At 33.9% G+C, this 16758-nt stretch carries 8 protein-coding genes and 3 pseudogenes; 3 read left to right on the top strand and 8 right to left on the bottom strand.

Annotation, left to right across the window (positions count from 1 at the left end; all coding sequences use genetic code 11):
• Positions 1-37: 37 nt before the first annotated feature.
• The 6 genes and pseudogenes from IGJ11_RS05915 to IGJ11_RS05890 form a co-directional block, all read right to left on the bottom strand.
• The gene (locus tag IGJ11_RS05915) at positions 38-4216 is read right to left on the bottom strand and encodes a hypothetical protein (protein ID WP_242697161.1); all 4179 of its coding nucleotides are present in this window, start codon (positions 4214-4216) and stop codon (positions 38-40) included.
• 561 nt (positions 4217-4777) lie between these two features.
• On the bottom strand, positions 4778-7099 hold the full coding sequence (locus IGJ11_RS05910) for a hypothetical protein (RefSeq protein WP_438772440.1): 2322 nt from the start codon (positions 7097-7099) through the stop codon (positions 4778-4780).
• Between the two features lie 32 nt (positions 7100-7131).
• On the bottom strand, positions 7132-7611 hold the full coding sequence (locus IGJ11_RS05905) for a hypothetical protein (protein WP_251849774.1): 480 nt from the start codon (positions 7609-7611) through the stop codon (positions 7132-7134).
• A 477-nt stretch (positions 7612-8088) separates the two neighbouring features.
• Positions 8089-8487, bottom strand: coding sequence for a DUF4430 domain-containing protein (locus IGJ11_RS05900; RefSeq protein WP_223603268.1), 399 nt, complete (start codon positions 8485-8487; stop codon positions 8089-8091).
• Positions 8488-8598: 111 nt separating this feature from the next.
• Positions 8599-9162 (bottom strand): annotated as a pseudogene (locus tag IGJ11_RS05895) (cob(I)yrinic acid a,c-diamide adenosyltransferase).
• A gap of 22 nt (positions 9163-9184) precedes the next feature.
• The gene (locus IGJ11_RS05890) at positions 9185-11683 is read right to left on the bottom strand and encodes a vitamin B12-dependent ribonucleotide reductase (RefSeq protein ID WP_207432295.1); all 2499 of its coding nucleotides are present in this window, start codon (positions 11681-11683) and stop codon (positions 9185-9187) included.
• A 144-nt stretch (positions 11684-11827) separates the two neighbouring features.
• Here IGJ11_RS05890 and IGJ11_RS05885 point away from each other — a divergent pair, with 144 nt between their 5' ends.
• Positions 11828-12379, top strand: coding sequence for a DUF6580 family putative transport protein (locus IGJ11_RS05885; protein WP_096710395.1), 552 nt, complete (start codon positions 11828-11830; stop codon positions 12377-12379).
• 192 nt (positions 12380-12571) lie between these two features.
• Here the strand turns inward: IGJ11_RS05885 and IGJ11_RS05880 are convergent, their stop codons facing one another.
• A complete protein-coding gene (locus IGJ11_RS05880) occupies positions 12572-13210 on the bottom strand; it encodes a hypothetical protein (protein ID WP_178286321.1) in 639 nt (212 codons plus the stop codon).
• A 618-nt stretch (positions 13211-13828) separates the two neighbouring features.
• On the opposite strand from IGJ11_RS05880, the pseudogene IGJ11_RS05875 reads away from it, so the two are divergent.
• Positions 13829-14379: pseudogene (locus IGJ11_RS05875) on the top strand (transposase); the annotation flags it as partial.
• A gap of 213 nt (positions 14380-14592) precedes the next feature.
• Positions 14593-14903 (top strand): annotated as a pseudogene (locus IGJ11_RS05870) (transposase); the annotation flags it as partial.
• A 47-nt stretch (positions 14904-14950) separates the two neighbouring features.
• On the opposite strand, the gene IGJ11_RS05865 reads toward IGJ11_RS05870, so the two are convergent.
• Positions 14951-16744 (bottom strand): hypothetical protein, encoded by a 1794-nt coding sequence (locus IGJ11_RS05865; protein WP_438772437.1) that lies wholly within the window; start codon positions 16742-16744, stop codon positions 14951-14953.
• Positions 16745-16758 lie beyond the last annotated feature (14 nt).

Genomic DNA, 16758 nt, shown 5'->3' with positions numbered 1-16758 from the left:
GAGACAAGTTTTGTCCCAGTCTCTGAGCAATTATGGTTTATCGACTAACTTCAGCTGATCCTTGAGATAAAGAATTCATTTGTTTTATATTTTTGTTTGGTTTTGGTGGAGTATTTTGTTCCGATCCTAGATTACTTAGTCTTTGATTCAATGGTAATGGAACTTGATCTATTGGATTTGGGTTTGTTCTATCTAGTTCGGGAAGCTTACTTAGCAAAGTTGTTTTTCCATTGATTATTTCGTTAAGCTCTTTTTTATCTTCTTTAGTCAGAGTAAGCATATAAGGTATATTGCGTCTATTTATTTCATTAAGTTTTCTGCTACCAATAAATTCCGCCATCGTAGATAGCATTTTGGGTTCTACCTTTTGGTTCTCGTTAAGTGCTAATGCAGTGTTCATTGCTCGAGATAACAAAAGCGCGTTGTCATCCACTACTTCAGCTATAGTCTTCCCATTTATTTTAATGTCTGCTTCATTTTCTTGTTTTTTATCTGTTTGTTGTTTCGCTCTCTCTCTGATTATATCCCGAAGTGCTTCTTTTTCTTCTATTCTCATGACAAGATTATCAGAAAGTGTATCCATATACTTTTCATCAAGATAACTATTCTCAATGGTAATTGCTATTTCATGTAAATCCTTTGGAGAGATAGTTTTATTCTCTGAAAGTTGATAATTTACTTTTATTGTTTCAGCCAATAGGGAGACTATCTTATTCTGTACCACAACATTTAATAGATTAATTCGGGCTGGTGCTTTTGGTAAAGTTCCTGGTTTTGGCGACGTATTTGGTTCCAAGCCTGGAGTATTCTCACTTTGATTTAGTAGAGTTCTTAAATTTGGTTTTGGTGATGTCTGTAGTGGATTCTTTGGTTTTGAATCTAAATTGTTTAGTCCTTGACTTAATGTTGAACTTAGGTTCATTTTAGCTGGTTCTTGTGAAATTTCGAGTTCCTTATTTAGCAATGTTGTTTTTTCATTTGTTATTTCATTAAGCTCTTTTTTATCTTCTTTAGTCAGAGTAAGCATATAAGGCATATTGCGTCTATTTATTTCATTAAGTTTTCTGCTACCAATAAATTCTGCCATCATAGATAGTATTTCTGGTTCTACCTTTTTGTTCTCTTTAAGTTCTAATGCAGTGTTCATTGCTCGAGATAGCAATAGTGCGTTGTCATCTAGTACTTCAGCTATGGTCTTCCCATTTATTTTAATGTCTGCTTCATTTTCTTGTTTTATTTCTGTTTGTTGTTTCGCTCTTTCTCTGATCATATCCCGAAGTGTCTCTTTATCTTCTCTTGTCATGACAAGAGCGTTTGGAACCGCATCTATATACTTTTTATCAAGAGAACTATTCTCAATGGTAATTGCTATATTATGTAAATCCTTTGGAGAGATAGTTTTATTCTCTGAAAGTTGGTAAGCTACTTTTATTTCTTCAGCCAATAGGGGTACGATCTTATCATTTATTACACTATTTGAGAATATATTCCGAAGCTTGTCTTTGTCTGCTTGTGTCAAGGCAAGCGTACGCATGAGCTCCAGTTTCTGGTCTATATTTAGGTTTAAATTCACAACCTCATTTGCTATTCTATGTAGTTTATTCGGGTTTGCAGGTCGTTTCTCTGAAAGCTGATGCTTATTTGTAATAGTAGTAGCAACAGCATGTACATTCTGCTGAAATAATTGTTCTGATTCTGTTGATTTTTTTTTGACATTATTACGTCTTTCATTCGCAATATGTTTTGCTATTTCCTTTAGATCATGTTGGGCGTTAGGTTTGTATTTTTTTATAATAGCTATAGTAGCAGCTTTCTTTTGTTCTTCGTATATAGATAGAAGAGTGTCTTGATCTTTTTCTGGTATTTTAAGTTCGAGAATAACCTCTCTTTTCTGTTCATCACTAAGATCTAATTTCGCAATCTTTTTTGCTGTTTTATTTAGTTTTTCTGAGGAGTTAGATTGATCCTCTGAAAGTTCATATTTAGTTGTAATAGCTATAGTAGCAGCTTTTATTTCGGCGTCTTTCTGACTTTCTTGTGTTTGCAACAAGTCTTGTTTTTCTCTGTATATTTCTCCAAGAGTAGCTCGATCTTCTTTTGAGATTTCAAGTTTAGCAATAACCTCCCTTTTCTGTTCTTCAACAAGATTTAAATTCATAATCTCAGTTGCTATTGCCTCTAGTTTCTCTTTAGGGACAGATTGGTTCTCTACAAGTTGATATTTACTTGTAATAGCTAGAGTAGCATTATTTATTACCTGTGTTATTAATTTATTCACCTTGGGAATTTGATCATTTAGAAGCTCACGTACATCATCTCTATTTGTAATATGTAGATCGGAAATAAAGTTATAACACGTACTAGGTTTCAAAGGAAGATAATAGAATTTATCAAGGTCTTCAATTAGTGCAGCTTTTGTTTTTTCCGATAAAGGCGTGTTTGAATTAAGACTATGTTTTTCATTAAAATGGTCAATAAAAAAGGTTCTATCTTCGCTATCCATTTCAATAGTTCTTTGTTGTAACAGGTTTTTCTCTTCTGAATTCAATGGAAGATTGGAGATGTTTCCTTCGCTTGAAGTTGGATCGCCTTTAGAAAGATCTTTATCTATTACTAGTGTTTCCGTATTAGTAGATTGCTTTTTCTCTTCAGTTAGTTCATAAGCAAGAGCAGGCTGATCTTTGGGCTGTGCTATTCTATTGCTTGGTTGTAACAGGTTTTTCTCTTCTGGATTCAATGGAAGATTGGAGATGTTTCCTTCGCTTAAAGTTGGATCATCTTTAGAAAGATCTTTATCTAATGCTACTAGTGTTTCCACATTAGTAGATTGCTTTTTCTCTTCAGTTAGTTCATAAGCAAGAGCAGGCTGATCTTTGGGCTGTGCTATTCTATTTCTTGGTTGTAACAGTTTTTTCTCTTCTGGATTCAATGGAAGAAGTAAAAGGATTCCTTCGGTTGAATTTGGATCATATTTAGAAAGTTCTTTACCTAATGCTACTAATGTTTTCACATTAGTATGTTGATTTTTTAGTTTATACTTTTTGGTTAATCTATAAGCAAGATTAGGCTGATTTTCGGGGTTTACTATTCTATTTCTTGGTTGTAACAGTTTTTTCTCTTCTGGAATCAGCGGAAGATGTAAGAGGATTCCTTCGGTTGAATCTGAATCATATTTAGAAAGTTCTCTATCTAATTTTGCGAATGTCACCGGATCAGTACGTTCCATTTTTAGGTTATACTTATCGGTTAACCTATCAGCAATTTCAAGTCGATCTTCGGGTTTTACTATTCTATTTCTTGGTTGTAACAGGTTTTTCTCTTCTGGGATCAGCGGAAGATGTAAGAGGATTCCTTCGGTTGAATCTGGATCATATCTAGAAAGATCTTTTCCTAATGCTACGAATGTTTTTAGATTAGTATGTTGATGTTTTAGTTTATACTTTTTGGTTATTCTATAAGCAAGTTCAAGCTGATCTTCGGGCTGTACTATTCTATTTCTTGGTTTTAACTGTTTTTTCTCTTCTGGAATCAATGGAAGATGTAAGAGGATTCCTTCGGTTGAATCTGGATCATATCTAGAAAGATCTTTTCCTAATGCTGCCATTGTTTTCAGATTAGTATGTTTATTTTTTAGTTTATACTTATCGATTAATCTATCAGCAAGTTCAAGCTGATCTTCGGGCTGTACTATTCTATTTCTTGGTTGTAACAGGTCTTTCTCTTCTGGAATCAGTGGAAGATGTAACAGGATTCCTTCGATTGTAGCTGGATCATATCTAGAAAGTTCTCTACCTAATTTTGCGAATTTCTCCGGATTAGTACGTTCCATTTTTAGTTCGTACTTATTGGTTAGTCTATAAGCATGACTTTGCTGATCTTCAGGCTGTACTATTCTATTTCTTGGTTGAAACAGGTTTTTCTTTTCTGGAGTCAATGGAAGATAGAAGAGGATTCCTTCGATTGTAGCTGGGGCATATTTAGAAAGATCTTTTCCTAATGCTACTAGTGCTTTCATATCATCAGATTTATTTTTCTCAAGTTTATACTTATTAGTTAGTTCATAAGCAAGTGAAGACTGATCTTCGGGTTGTACAATTACTTTTTTTCCGTTTTTTTTATTTAGTTTCAACCTATCTTTTAGTCTATAAAAAATACCACGCTGATTTTTGGACTGTACGCTTACTTTCTCTCCATTTTTTTTATTTAGTTTTTCCATGTTGTTTTCTCCTTTGCACTTTTATATACTGCTTTATAAATTTATCAGAAAAAAAAGGACATCAAAAACTTTTATTCCTAAATAAAGAAATTCTTGGAGTTTAATACCATGGTATTTGTTCAAATTTTAGAATATTATTTTTAATTTCTGAAAATAATTAGTCAAGAATAGTGTTTTCAAAAAGATTATGCATGAATAAAGTTTTATTTGAGTCCACTTATACATAACTATTTCTTTCATAATTTTTTTCTGAATATATTTGCGTAACCACGTGTAGTGATTTGAAAAAAATAGTATTCCTGTATAAAAATATAGAAATACGTAATTTACGGATTTAATTCAATGACATCATGAAAAATAGAAACTTTTTGATTAATTAACGAACAAATGTGAGAAAACAAAAAAATCTGAGAAAGAATGGGGTACCTTCTTGCCCAGATTTGATTTTGCATCACTCATCAGTACTTATTGACGAAGAGATGAAAAATATTAATCATCCCTAAAACAGCAAGAGCCGAACAATCCCTTTTCAGAAAATGATTCGTCTTGAGCAATTATGGTTCATCGACTAAATTCATCTAAATCTTTAGATACGTGAATCGTTTGGTTTAGTGGAGTCTGTGGTTTCGAGCCTAGATTGTTTACTCTTTTTAATGGGTTACCTTTTGATGGATTTGGTTTTGGCGATATCGGCGGTTCCGATCCTAGATTATTCCCACTTTTCTTTAGTAGAGATCTTAAATTTGATTTTAATGATGTCTGTAGTGGTGTATTTGGTTTTGAGTAAAAATTATTTAGTCCCTGACTTAATATTGAGCTTAGGTTCGTTTTAGCTGATTCTTGTAAAGTTTCTGCCTGGTTTAGCAACGTTGTTTTTTTATTTATTAATTCATTAAGTTTATCTCTATCTATTTCTGGTATTTCAAGTTCGAAAATAACCTCTCTTTTCTGTTGCTTATTAAGATTTAAATTCAAAATCTCATTTGCTATTGCATCTAGTTTTTTTGGGGGATTAGGTTGGTCCTCTGAAAGTTGATATTTAGTTATAATAGTTAGAGTTGCATCATCTACTCCATGATAAAAGAATACTTCATCGTCTATCTTGCTTTCTTGTGTTTTTAACAAGTCTTGTCTTTCTCTGTACATTGTCTTAAGAGCGACTCTATCCTCTTTTGATATTTCAAGTACTCTAATAACCACCCTTTTCTGTTGCTCACTAAGATTTAAATCTATAATCTCTTTTACCATTTTCTCTAGTTTATCTCGGAAGATAGGTTGGTCATTCGAAAGTTGATATTTATTTGTAATAGCTATAGTAGCATCATTTATTCCCTTAAAAAAAAATGGTGCTGCTTCGGCAAAATTTCTTCGGATAATTCGTTTCTTATTGTTATTTTTATTAACTAATTGTGCCCCATCGCCACCATGTCCATTTTGTGTCCGATCATTTACTCTAGAGTCTGTCTTACTTTCTTTTATTTTTGGCAATACCTCAAGTTTTCTGTATATTTTCCAAAAAGATTCTCTATCAGCTTCTGGTATTTCAAGACCATTAATAACCTCTCTCTTTTGTTCATCACTAAGGTTTAAATCTATAATCTCTTTTGCTATTGCCGTTAGTTTCCTATGGTGAGTAGCTTGATCTTCTGAAAGTTGATATTTATTTTCAATATAAGTAACTGAATCATGTACTAGCTGATTAAATAACTGTAATGCTTTAGCTCCTCTTATTATAACTTCTGTATTACTTTGGGCTGGTGTTGGCCATTTCTGTAGTTCTTTAAATGTTTCGAGAAGAGTATCTTTATATCCCTTTTGTATTCCAAGACGGATAATAACCTCTTCTTTCTGTTCCTCACTAAGTTTTAAATTAAAAATCTCCTTTGCTATTGCCTTTAGTTTCCTTTCGTGGATAGATAGTTCATATTTATTTATAATGCCTATAACTGCATCATCTACTTGCTGATTAAATGATACTTTATCTTCACCTTTTGTGTTCTCATCTATTTTAGCATCTGTCCTACTTTCTTGCGCTTTAAAAAATTCTTGTCTTTCTCTATATATTGTTTGAAGAGTGGCTCGATCTTCTTCTGATATTTTAAGCTCGAAAACAACCTCTCTTTTGTATTCTTCACTAAGATTTAAATCCATAATTTCATTTACTATTGCCTTTAGTTTCTCTTCAGGGACAGATTGGTTCTCTGAAAGCTGATATTTATTGATAATAGCTATAGTAGCATGAATAGCAGCATTGTTTGCTTGCTGATAAAATAACTGTTCTGCTTTCATCAAATTTATTTTGTATATTTTCCAAAGAGTGGCACTATCTTCTGTTTGTAGTCCAAGTTGGAAAATAACCTCCTCTTTTTGTTCCCCACTAAGATTTAAATCCATTATCTCATCTGCTATTGCCTTTAGTTTATTTTCGGGGATAGATAGCTGATATTTATTTATGATAGCTATAGCTGCATCATCTACTTGCTGATACAATGATATTTCATCGTCATCTTTTGTAAGCTCTTTTAAATTAGCGTTTGTCTTACTTTCCTGTTTTTGCAACGAGTCTTGTTTTTTTCTATATATTTTCCGGAGAGTGGCTCGATCTTCTTTTGATAGTTCAAGTTTACCAATAACCTCCCTTTTCACTTCCTCATCAAGATTTAAATCCATGATCTCATTTGCTGTTGCCTCTAGTTTTTCTTCGGAGACTGTGTGGTTCTCTAAAAGTTGGTATTTATTTGTAATATCTATAGCAACATCATCTATTACCTGCGTTATTAATTCATTCACCTTTGGAAGTTGATCATTTATAAGCCTACCTACATCCCTTCTAGCTACTATATCCAGATCGAGAATAAAGTTATGATACGTACTAAGTTTCAAAGGAGTATGATAGAATTTATCAAGGTCTTCAATTAGTGCAGCTTTTTTTTTTCTGATAAAGGCGTGTTTGATTTAAGTCTATGTTTTTCATTAAGAAAGCTAATAAACAGGAGTCTATTTTGACTATTTATTATTATTCTATCTTTGCTATTCATTTCAATAGTTCTTTGTTGTAACAGCTTTTTCTCTGCTGGAGAAAGTTTAAGATAGGAGAGGATTCCTTCGATTGAAGCTGGATCATATTCAGAAAGATCTTCACCCAATGTTGCTAAAGTTTCTAGATTAGTATGTTTCTGTTTCTTAATTTTATACTTTTTGGTTAGTCTATTTGCTAGATCTTTAGGTGTTTCTGTTACTGTCTCTCCGTTTTTTTTCTTTATTTCTATATTCAGTTGCTTTTTTTTAAGTTCAAGCTTATTAATTATTCTATTAAAAATACCATGCTGATCTTGAGACTGTATTATAACTTTCTCTTCGTTGTCTTTATTTATATTCTGTTCCTTGTTTGGCATGCTGTTTTCTCCTTTGAGATTTTATATACGCTTTATAAATTTATCAGAAAAAAAAGTACATCACGAACTTTTATTTCCACAGAAAGAAATTATTGGCATTTTATACCATTGTATTTATTCAGAATCTAGATTATTGTTTTTAATCTCTGAGAATATTTGGCTAAGATTAGTGTTATTAAAGGATTATGCTACAGAAGAATTTTATTTAAGTACCTCTGTACATAACTATTCCTTTAAACTATTTTTCTGAATATTTGCTTAACTACATGTGTTGGTTAAAAAGAGGAAATTTATGACCCTGACTGGTTTTTGTACTATTCATCGACTCTTAATGACATGGAGCCTATTTTCTACCACAATATTTATTAAAGCTAGATAAAAAGACGAAAATCAGTTCTCCTGATTTTCGTCTTTTTAGGCTTGTTCATCCGAAAGATTTGATCGCACGCTCAAGTTAATTTTTGAACTGTTACACTCTTACTTGAATGTTGCTAAATTGAACACTATCTGATCGTTAGGTGATAATTTAATATCATTTGCTCCTTTTTCCGCCATTTTGCCGTTGATTGTGAACGTCCAATATAATCCTTTATCTTTGTCTTGTGCGTGCCCATCAATTGCCGTCACAAAACCATTGTCTTCTTTCACTGAAAACTGTTTTTTTAGTAATTCCAACAAGGTCTGATTTGGTTGGTAAGTAACGTTTTTTGCCGATAGTTCTTTTCCCTCTTCTTGCAAAGTGATGGTCACTTTTTTTGTAGTGGCTTGTGATTGAGCGCTTGATTGTTCTGTCGTGGTAGGTGATTGACAACCAGTCATAACGATCATACTTGATAAAGCAGCTAATAATACTATGAATTTCTTCAAAAAAAACACTCCTATTTATTAATTTGTAAAAAGAATTTACTTAAGTTATCACTTTAAACATTATAGATATGATTCTTAGACAGTTAGATTTTAATCCAAACAGTAAGGTCTGATAAATAATTAATGGAATACTTTCCCAGCTCGCTCATAGAATGGTTCTTTAATATGATAAACCACATTGACATAACGTGCCAAGACAAAAAAGAGATCCGATAACCGATTAATCAGTTTATAACTCATTTGATTCGTTTCTGTTTCTTCCAAAATCAATTAAGTGATTTCACGTTCCGCTCTTCGGGTCACTGTTCGGGCAAGATGGAAATGCCCTGCTACTGGATGTCCACCAGGTAAGATAAATTTGTCGATCACCGGTAGTTTTTCTTGATAAAAATCAATCATTTCTTCCATTTTCTCCAAATCTTTTTTAGTCACGATCCGTTCTTTGACTTCCGTTGGTGTGGCAAAATCTGTTCCGATATCAAATAGTAATCGTTGAAGTTGGATTAATTGTTCGATCAAAAGCGCAAATTTATCAGGATCTAATTCTGCAACGATCGTTCCTACCCAAGAATTGATTTCATCCACACTTCCATAAGCTCTAACACGAGAAGCTGACTTAGCTAGCCGTTGCCCTCCGATAATACTAGTCATCCCAGCATCACCACTTTTAGTATAGATTTTCATGGTACCATGCTCCTTTTTAACCTTATAATCCACACTTTAGTTGTACTTTACAATGGGTGCAAGTACTGCAACCTCCGATTTCTTCAATTGTACCTTCATGACAAATCGGACAGCGCTCTTCACTCGTTGCTGAGTCGTTTGAAGCTTCTGTTAGCAAAACATCTGGGTGTACCTCTGATGTTACTAGCTCATCGGTAAAACTATTTTCTTCCGCTGATAAAGTCAGGACTTGTGAATCTCGGCTACCGTCAACATATACCGTACCGCCTTTTGCCCCACCTTGATAAAGTCGTTCGTAAATATCAGCTACTTCTTTAACACGATATCCCTTAGGTGCGTTGACTGTTTTGGAAATGGAGCTATCAACCCATCGTTGGATCGTACATTGGACATCCACGTGAGCTTCTGGTGAAAGCTCCATTGCTGAGACAAAGTATTCCGGTAACTCTGAGGCATCTGCCTCTGGATGTTTCGCTAGATATTCGTCAACGATTTCAGCGTGTACTTCAATGAATTTTCCTAAGCGACCGCTTCTAAAGTAGGAAAAAGAGAAATAAGGTTCCAATCCCGTGGAAACACCAGTCATCGTACCTGTCGAGCCAGTTGGTGCAACGGTTAATAAGTGTGAATTACGGATTCCATAAGTTAAGACACCTTGCCTAATATGTTCTGGCATCTTTTTCATATACCCAGAATGGATAAAACGCTCACGTAATTGTCGTGTTTCTTCTTCGTTCTTACCAACTAAATAAGGAAAACTTCCTTTTTCTTTTGCCAATTCGATCGACGTTTGATAAGCTGTAACGGCAATCGTTTCAAACAATTGATCGACTAACGCATTTCCTTCTTTAGAGCCATACGTTTTGCCGCAATAGATCAATAAGTCGGCTAAGCCCATCACCCCTAAACCAATACGACGTTCCCCTTTTGCTTGTTGCTCATTCTTGTCAAAAAAATAAGGGGTCGCATCAATAACATTATCTTGGAAACGTACACTGGTTCTAACCACTTCTGCAACTTTTTGAAAATCGATTTCTTGGTGCTCATCTACCATATTCGCTAAATTGATAGCCGCAAGATTACATACCGCATACGGTGTCAATGGCTGTTCTCCACAAGGATTTGTTGCAACGACTTTTTGACCATAGGCAGCAGCATTAGTCATCTCATTGGCGTTATCAATAAAAAAGATCCCTGGTTCCGCAGAATAAGTAGCACAGTAAGTGATCAATTCCCAAAGCTCTCTGGCTCGAATTGTTTGATGAACTTTCACTTTACGTCCTGTCGCTTCCCACTCACGAACATCACCGATTTCAGCCCAATGTTGATCATAATCAGCCATTTCTACTTCTGTATACTCGTCAATAGCAGGAAAACGCAAATCATAGGTCTTATCTTGTGCGACAGCTGCCATGAATTCCTTTGTCAGACAGATTGAAATATTCGCCCCTGTTAAGAAGTCAGGATCTTTGACACTATAACTTCCACCCATTTTTAATTTTTGCTTAGCCTCTTTGATGAAAGTATATTCTGCAAATTGCAAAAGCCCCTCTTCCTTAAGCAAGACTTCAAATAGCTCCCTTTCTTCTTGAGTTAAAGGAGAAAAAGCTAGTTTCTCACTTGCCAACTGTTTGATTAGCGGATTTTTACTTGTAGTTATCAACTGTTGCAAGATCAATGGATTCTGGATTTTTGAAATAATAAATTCAAAAATATCTGGGTGCCAATCATTTAGCATGATCATTTGCGCCCCTCTGCGACTTCCTCCTTGCTCGACTAAATGGGTGAGATTAGCTAAATCATTGAGCCAAGAAACAGCACCAGAAGATTTTCCATTTACGCCATGTACGACAGCTGATTTTGGTCTCAAGGTTGAGCCATTCGTTCCTACTCCACCACCACGACTCATGATTTCCATGACTTCTTCTCGGTGTTTTGCTAAACCAGAGCGAGAATCTTGAATAAATGGCATGACAAAACAATTAAAGTATGTGACTTCTGATTGCGTACCAGCGCCATATAACACCCTTCCGGCAGGAATCAAATTTTGTTCAGTCAATTGTTTGTAAAAATCTTCAAAAAATTCTGCTTTTCTATCGCCCTCGACTTGACTAATTCCGGAAGCAACCCGAGCAGCAATTTGTTCATAATACAGCTCTAAAGGTTTTTCAACTTCACTTTTGTTTCTTTTAACGAATCCACGAGCTATTTCTTCAGGATCAGTCAAAGAGGAGCGAAATTCCTCTTCCACTTCGATCGTTAAATCGTCTCCAGAGTGCTGAATGATCGTTCCAATTCCACGAGCCGGGTATTGTGGATCCGCATGTACCGTCAAGACGACTAGATCACCTATGGTTAACGTCTGATTATGTGGATCTTTGTAAGTATATCGATCCAACATGATCAAGCGTGAAATCCCTTCAAATGTCAGTTTCATTTGTGGATCAATAGGTTTGACCTCTGGATAATTCCGTATATCCTGATTAAGTTTTTCTATATATTTTTTTGAATAAATTCCCATTCCATCGCCACCTTATCATAAAAAAACACTATATATAGTGTTTGTTAATTATTATTACACTACATCATGTGTTTTTCAATCTTGTAATAAAAAAAATTTATGATATAATGAGAACTATTATCAGTGAAGGAGCAGCCTCAAAAGATGAACACATTTAAACAAAAACCTTACTTTACGATTCACAAATTTGCTTATTTGTCATTATTAATTGCTGCCTGTGTCGTAGGCAGAATTTTTTTTGCTTGGTTACCAAATATTCAACCTATGACAGCAATTTTTTTACTACTTGCGGCATTTGGTTCTTTAACAGATGCTTTAATCGTCTCCATATTGAGCTTATTCATCACTAATCTATATTTAGGATTAGGGACTTGGACAATCAGTCAAATGCTCGCCTTCAGCGGGATTGTTTTGTTTTTCCATTGGATGAATCAGTTACCTATAGTCGCTAAGCATGTGACTATTCAAGCAATTTTGAGCTTTATTTGTGGATTAATTTACGGTTTGATTGTTTCACGAATTGAAACTTTCATCTATCAACTTCCCTCTTTTTGGGCTTACTATTTTCAAGGACTTCCTTTTGATCTCGCCCATGGTATAGGTAATTTCTTTTTTTATTTGATTCTCTTTCCCGTATTTCAACGGATACTATTTCCGCTATACAGTAAGACGCTTGATGACAGATATAAAAAATAAATGACGTGAGAATCCTTATTTTATCAGCCCTCTGATTATTTTTGTCTAACTTTTTTTTGGGGTATAGAATCAGAAGTGATTCTTCTGTCCCAGTTTTCATTTAGCCATAAAAAGTGGGATATTAATCAAATTTTTTCTGATTAATATCCCACACTCATTTATTATGTAATCATTTTTAGAGTTTATTGATTATTATCTATGTAACGGGTTATCCTGCTTATGCTGTAGGTCTTGAGATACAGCTGCTCTTTTTGGGGATGAGTTTTCTTCTTTAGATACTCTATTTAGTTTTTCTTTAAGATTTTCTCTTCTATCTTTGTTCACTGGAACTTCAGAACTATTTCTAACATTATTACCTCCCTCATACTTCCCCATTTCTTCTACTACTCTCTGTCGGCTTATGTGTGGACTTTTTTTCAACTCATTTTTAAGATACCTCAATACACTACTTCGAGGGATGGCTCTATTCTTCATAACTTTTGCTATTACTTGCTCAACCGCTTTATCCTCTTTTTTTCTATATTTACCCTTAAACTTCTTCAATTCTTCTTCTGCTCTCTCTTTACTTATGAATGGATTATGCTCTAATCCATATGTGAGATACTTAAATATTTGGGAAGGATCTTGAGTCCTGTCTGCATCCTTCATAACTGTTTTTATCTCTTGTTTAACCGCTTTATCCTCTTTTTTGCTAAGTTTATTCTTCAATTTTTCTTCTGCTCTCTTTTTACTTATGAATGGACTATTCTCTTTTTCTTTAGTTGTATTCGAATTTAATTCAGTTGGTTCCTGTTGAATAGTTTTTGTCTTTTCCTGTTCCTTGTTTGGCATATTATCTTCTCCTTTAAAATTTTATATACTACTTCATCAATTTATCAAAAAAAAAGAATACATAAAAAACTTTTATTTCCGGGAAAAGAAATTTTTGTAATTTAATACCATTTAATTGATTAAAATTCTAGGTTACTACATTTAGTTTCTGAGAATACAAGGTCAAGAATAGTATTTTCAAAGAATTATGCATCAAAAAATTGTATTTGAGAAGTCCTATACATAACAGTTCCTTTCATAATATTTCATTGATTCTTTAATCCTATTTTTGATTTAGCTATAAAAATCGGGTCGTTCATCCAATTTTTTCTGATTAACGACCCGAGCTCATATACTATGTAATTTGGGCTCTATATTTTTTGATGTTGGTGAAATTTACCAACATCTTTTTCATGATGTAAAAACATAGAAAAGACACCCTGAAATCCTTTAGAATTAATTTGACGAACCAATTCATAGGATAATTCAAGATGTCTTGTACTCAGCTTATCAAAGATCCCCTAAATATTCTAGACCTAACTATCTATTTTGAGGTAAATTGTTAAACCAAAGAAAGATATAAAGAGAAATTTTGCTTGATTTACAAAGGTACTCTTCAATACACGCCCGAAGAGTGTCCACATTATTCAACATATAGGAAGAACTTTTTTAAACCACCGAGTGAAGGATACCAATGCACGACTTAAAAGTACTTCTCAATACCAACGTGGGCTTGGTAGAAAAATGAAACGTTATTGGAAACTCCTACAAAAAGAAGAAGCAAAGTTGAACTATGAAAAACGGGTTTGGTGTTCCAGTTTCAAAGATTACTTAACTGAAAGTGAGATTGTCGACCGATTGTTAGCTACTTGTGCCGATCTACGACAAGGCTATCAGTTATACCAAGATGTTCTTTATGAGTAAAGAAAAGAGATCATTCACTATTTGAGGACTGTTTATCCAGAGAAGTCAGCCAGTTACCTGAAACTTATGCGATAACTTTGCGAACATTTAGAAAGTTTCTGCCACAGATCCAAAATGTCCTCCGCTACAGTTATTCAAACGGACCACTAGAATGTTTAAACAACCATATTAAAGTATTAAAACACAATACTTATTGTTTTCGAAATTTTTATAATTTCAAACGACGGATCACAATTCGACACGATAAAACTATTTTAACCAAATAAAAAGAACTGAACTGGGACAATAGTCAGAAAAAAATCTGATTATTGCCCCATTTTTTTGATTTTAAGGTACACAAAAAGCACGCAACCTTGTGAGATTAAAGTAACCCAACCCAATCAAAAAGGAGCATGCTTTTATGTTTAAAAATTATACCATCAATCAAACAACTTTACCACTAGATGTAGAACAATAATATATTCCAGAAACGGATGTTGCCTTTAAATAATAATTGGTGCTATTTCAAAGCAGAATGCAGGAAAAAGCTTTTAGAGGAGAAAATCGGTTCAATTTATCGGAAACGAAAAATTGATGTCGAACCAGTGTTCGAGCATCTAAAGGCTCACTTGGCCGTTTTCACTTACATGGGAAACAAGGAGCAACGATTGATATTGGCTTGGCACTCATGGCACTTAATTTGAGAAAATTGGGGAAATATATGAAGGAAAAAGTGTCTAAAATAAGAAAAATCAGCCTGATTTTTTTTTTGAAAAGTATTATTGTCCCAATCTCGTCCAAATTATTCTAAGATTTCTCTTTACCAACATCATTTGACAAAGAGCCAGCAATTATTGTTCATCGACTAAATCCATCTGACTTTTTAGGTAAATGATTATTTTGTTGTACATTTTGGTTTAGTAGAGTTTTTGGTTTTAAATCTGAATTATTTAGTCTTTCACTCAATGAAACTTGATTTGTTGAGTTTAGGTTTATTTTAGCTGGTTCTTGTGAAGTTCCGTGTGCCCTGTTCAGCAACGCTGTTTTTTCTTTCATTATTTTGATAAGGTCCTTTTTATCTTCTTTAGTAATAAAAATCACATCAACTACATTGCGTTGAGAGACTTTATCAAGGCTACTGTTAACAATAAATTCGGCCATCATAGATAGCATTTCTGGGTCTACCTTTTTGTTCGCTTTAAGTCCCAATGCTGTGTCCATTGCCTCACATAACAATATCATGTTTTCAGTCTGTACTTGATCTATAGTCTTCCCATTTATTTTAGTGTCTGTCTTATTTTCTTGTAATTTATTGGGTTGCTGTTTCAGGCTTTCGCTGATCATATCTCGAAGTGTTTTTTCATCTTCTCTTCTCATGCCAAGAGCTTCAGGAACTTTTTTCATATAATTTTGATCAAGTACACTATTCTCAATGGTAACGGCTATTTCATGTAAAACCTTTGGAGCTGTAAATTGACTCTTTGAAAGTTGATAATCGTTTTTTATTGTTTTAATCATCAGGGATACTGCCTTATCATTTATTGCATTACTTTGGAATATATTCCGAAGTTTGTCTCTATCTGCTTTTGACATAGGAAGCGTACTTATAAGCTCTTGTTTCTGGTCTATATTAAGGTCTAAATTCACCACTTCATTTGCTATTGTATGTAGTTTTTCTGGAGCTGTCGGTTGATTCTTTGAAAGTTGATAATGTCTTTTTGTTGATTCAGCCAACATGGATACTAGCTTATCCTGTGCCGTAGCATTTATTGAATTACTTTGAACAGATACTTTTGGTTTTGGTGGAATCGGTGGTGGAGTCTTTTGTTGTACATTTTGGTTTAGTAGAGTTTCTGGTTTTAAATCTGAATTATTTAGTCTTTCACTTAATGAAACTTGATCTGTTGCTTTTACCTTAAAATATTCTTTTTCATCATAGTTATATTCACTCTTAAACTTCTCAATTTCTTTTTCTCGTCTCTCTCGGCTTATTCTTGGTCTATTCTCCAACTCATCTATGAATAGCTCCAATATGGTGGGGTTAAGTTTAGTAAAGTGTCTATCCTTCATAAAACGTGCTATCGCTTGCTTAACCGCTTCATTTTCTTTTCTTTCTTCAATTAATTTTTCCACTCTTGACGTTTGATTTCCTATAAGTTCCTTAGCGTCCTGTTCAGCGATTATTTTTAGATCATGAATAAATGCTATACACGTATCAGGAGTCAAGGGATTAAACTTAAATTTATTAAGGTCTCCAATTAGTGCATCTTTTGTTTCCTTCGGCAAACGTGTATCTGAGTGAATCTTATGCCTTGTCTTAAGGTAGTCAATATAAAAATTTTTATTTTGGCTAGTTACTTCTATTGTATTTTGGGTCTCTATTCGGTTGTTTGGTTGTATGAGTTTGCTCTCATCTGGATGAAGTGGAAGTCGTTGGATGACCCCTTCTGCTACATCATCTTTAAGTTCAGAAAGAAATTCACCTATTGCTGCTAATGTTTCCGAACTAACAGGTTCACCCTCCTCAAGTTTACACTCTTCGATTAGTTGAAAAGCTATAGTAGCATGATTATACAAAGTATTTCGAGGTCGTCCGCTTTCATTATTTGCAATTTTTTGATTTGTTTCTTTTTTCTGTTCCATGTTTGGCATGTTATTCTCTCCTT

This window comes from Enterococcus sp. DIV0691 (genome assembly GCF_051711145.1).
In the GTDB taxonomy this organism is placed as follows: domain Bacteria; phylum Bacillota; class Bacilli; order Lactobacillales; family Enterococcaceae; genus Enterococcus_B; species Enterococcus_B hirae.
The sequence above is the reverse complement of the archived record's forward strand: the minus strand, read 5'-3'. Positions and strand labels throughout refer to the sequence as shown.